1 protein-coding gene is annotated in these 3,761 nt (G+C 55.1%); it reads left to right on the plus strand.

Annotated features, from left to right (window positions below):
* Positions 1-3,280: Ig-like domain-containing protein (locus QUB64_RS12610; protein WP_442921654.1), on the plus strand; the 3,280-nt coding region annotated here is incomplete at its 5' end.
* Positions 3,281-3,761 lie beyond the last annotated feature (481 nt).

Here is a 3,761-nt window from a genome sequence, read left to right on the forward strand (position 1 = left end):
GCCGACACCCACTCCTGCACCGGTGCCGATTCCCAACCAACCGCCAGTTGCCACAAATGTCAACTTCATCGTTCCGCCCAACACCAGCCCGCGGGTTCCGGGATTGGGAGGAACCGACCCCGACGGGACGATCGCCTCTTTCACCATCAACACCCTGCCCCCAGCAGACCAAGGACAGGTATTTTTAGGAGATCCGGCCAACGGCGGCGTTCGCCTCACACCCGGTCAAGTCCTGACTCCGCCACAGATTGAGCAAATATATTTCCAAACGACGGGCAGCTTTACAGGAGCTAATTTCACCTACAGCGCCACCGACAATCGAGGTGCTACCAGTCCCGCCAATGCTACAGTTACCGCTCTGCTTCCGGCGCCGAACCAACCGCCAGTAGCGACAAATGTTAACTTCAGCACCCTCGTCAACAGCAGCAAGTTAGTCACGGGATTGGGAGGAACCGACCCCGACGGGACGATCGCCTCTTTCACGATCGACACCGTCCCCCCGGCCAACCAAGGAGCGCTGTTTTTAGGAGATCCCGCCAAGGGTGGCCTAGGGGTGGCACCAGGCGAAATTCTGACTCCCGCACAGCTTGGGCAACTATTTTTCCAAACGACGGCAAACTTTACGGGAGCCACTTTCACCTACAGCGCCACCGACAACCGCGGCGCTACCAGTCCCGCTACTGCTACAGTTGTTGCCACACCTCGGACACCGACTCCGGCGCCAACTCCGGCGCCAACTCCGACACCAACTCCGACACCGGTGCTGACTCTCAACCAACCACCAGTTCCCATAAATGTCAACTTCAACATTCCGCCCAACAACAGCTCGCGGGTTCCCCGATTGGGAGGAACCGACCCCGACGGGACGATCGCCTCTTTCACCATCAACACCGTGCCCCCTGCCAACCAAGGAGCCCTGTTTTTAGGAGATCCCGCCAACGGTGGCATAGCGGTGGCACCAGGCGAAATTCTGACTCCCGCACAGCTTGGGCAACTATTTTTCCAAACGACGGGCGACTTTACGGGAGCCACTTTCACCTACAGCGCCACCGACAACCGCGGCCTGATCAGTCCCGGTACCGCTACTGTTGCTGCCATTCGCCCGACTCCCAACTTACCGCCATTGGTCAACAATGCTAACTTCAGCATTCGGCCCAACAACAGCGCGCAGGTTCCGGGATTGGGAGGAACCGACCCCGACGGGTCGATCGCCTCTTTCACCATCAACACCCTGCCACCCGCCAACCAAGCAGCCCTGTTTTTAGGAGAGGCAGCCAACGGTGGTGTGGGGGTGACACCCGCTCAAGTCCTGACTCCCGAACAGCTTGGGCAATTATTTTTGCAAACGACGGCAAACTTTACGGGAGCAAATTTCAGCTACAGCGCTACAGACAACAGCGGCGCTATCAGTCCAGCTACCGCTACTGTGGCCGCTATCTTGGGGCCGGTGGCGCCAGAACCTGCGATCGTCGCACCAACGCCCATATCAAATCCGATCGCAGAACCAGATACCGACTGTCTGTGCGAACCCATCGTTGAAAAACCGGGAATTAACTTTGTCCCGCCGCCGCAACCGCCCGCAGTTCGATTTGTCCGCCCAATTTCGCAACTGGGAGAGGGACAAACCACCAAAGGCACCGACGGCAATGACTTCATCGCAGACACCAAAGGCAACCAAAAAATCCTCGGTTTTAAAGGCAACGACCTGATTTTAGGTAAAGACGGCGCTGACGAAATTTACGGCAACGAAGGCAATGACAGGATTTTTGCGGACACTGACACCGATATTGCTTATGGTGGCGACGGCAACGATATCGTCCATGCCGGCAAACAGAACGACTGGATTGCCGGAGACTTAGGCTCTGACACCCTGTTTGGAGATGAAGGTGCCGATACGATTTTGGGAGATAACGGCCGCGATAACTCTAGCAGCGCTGCGGACGATCGTGATTTGATCTTCGGAGGTAACGGTGCAGACTTCATCAACGGCAACGAGGGCGACGATACCATCCGTGCCGGCAAAGGTAACGATATTGCCCTAGGAGGCAAAGACAATGACATCACCTGGGGCGAACTCGGCTCCGATACGTTGATTGGCGGCACCGGCAACGACTCCTTGTTTGGCGGTTTCAACGACAAAAAAGGCCTCGACTTACAGGGACGCGACTTGCTCTATGGAGGCGACGGCAACGACTTCCTCAGCGGCCAAGAAGGCGACGATACGCTGATTGGAGGCAAAAATAACGATCGCGCTTACGGAGGTAAAGGCAATGACCTGATCTACGCTCAATTAGGCTCCGATACCCTCTACGGTGGTGAAGGCAACGATACTCTGTTAGGCGACAAAGGCAGTTCCAACTCAGTTAACGGTGCTGGCGAAGCAGACTTGCTCTTTGGTGGCACCGGCAACGACATCCTCAGCGGCGGTAACGGTAATGACACGCTGCAAGCAGGTAAAGGCAACGATTGCGTTTGGGGTGGCAAAGACAATGACTTGATTTGGGGCGAACTCGGCAACGATACGCTTGTCGGTGACAGCGGCGATGACACGATATACGGCGGCACTCGCAGTCGAGATCAAGATGTCAACGGCCAGGACTTGATCTTTGGCAACATCGGTGCTGATGTGCTGTTCGGCGATGAAGCTGACGATACCATCAGTGGCGGTGAAGGCGATGACCAGATTTACGGTGGTAAAGGTAACGACCTCATTCACGGAGATCTTGGCAACGACTTGATTTACGGCGGTGACGGCAGCGATGAGCTCTGCGGTGGCGAGGGCAACGATACTATATATGGCGATCGTTCCGATAACCGGGGTGTCTCGGTGGGCGCAAACGACCAGCAAGACTGCATCAATGGCGGTGACGGCGATGACTTGCTCTACGGCAACGAAGGGCAAGATAACATCAACGGAGATGCTGGTAGCGATACCCTGATTGGCGGTAAGGATAACGACTTGCTCAATGGGGGTGCTGGCGATGACTGGCTGTTTGGCGGCTTGGGCGACGATACTTTAATTGGAGGTATTGGGAGCGATCGATTGGTGTTGAGTGCTGACGGTGGCACTGATACTGTGATTAACTTCGAGGTAGGCGTCGATAAGTTTGTTTTGACTGGCGGCCTGAGTTTCCAGCAGTTGCAATTTAGCGCCACTCCTGACGGTACGTTGCTGCGAGTCGCAGGAACAGGTCAGGTTTTAGCGAATCTGGTGGGGGTTAATCGGGATCCTGGCTCCTCGGATTTCCTCTCATCAAATCTCTTGCGTACAGAGGGCTAGAATTGGTGGCGAAAGTCCCCTATTCCGATCGCAAAACGTCACAGCAGCTCAAAACTTCTGTGACGTTCCTCATACAGCAACCGCGTCCGACGGTGATGACGTTCTTAATTGCCCAAACCGATGCCTTTCTCAATTTTCGTGCGCAGGGCGAGCAATTACCAGAGTTCTTGCATTCATTCGCTCTGAGATCTGGAAATGCATCTGCGTTAATCTGCGTTGCTCTGCCTCGATCTGTGGTTTCCCGATCGCTCAAAAATTTATGCCATAATATCGTGTGCGATCGATTAACCGCAATCAGATTCCATCGCACGTGCGGACTTGAGTCCTGGGCCGGAGTGGGGATTCAAGTCCAAACGATCGAACCGTTTTTGTTATGGTAATCGGTTAGAGAGTCGATGGCAGAGTGTCGGGTAAGGAGGCATATGTCACCATATCCCCCTCCCCTAAGAACCGTACTTGACACTTTCGCGTCATACGGCTC

The organism is Microcoleus sp. Aus8_D2 (assembly GCF_036702665.1).
Classification (GTDB): domain Bacteria; phylum Cyanobacteriota; class Cyanobacteriia; order Cyanobacteriales; family Microcoleaceae; genus Microcoleus.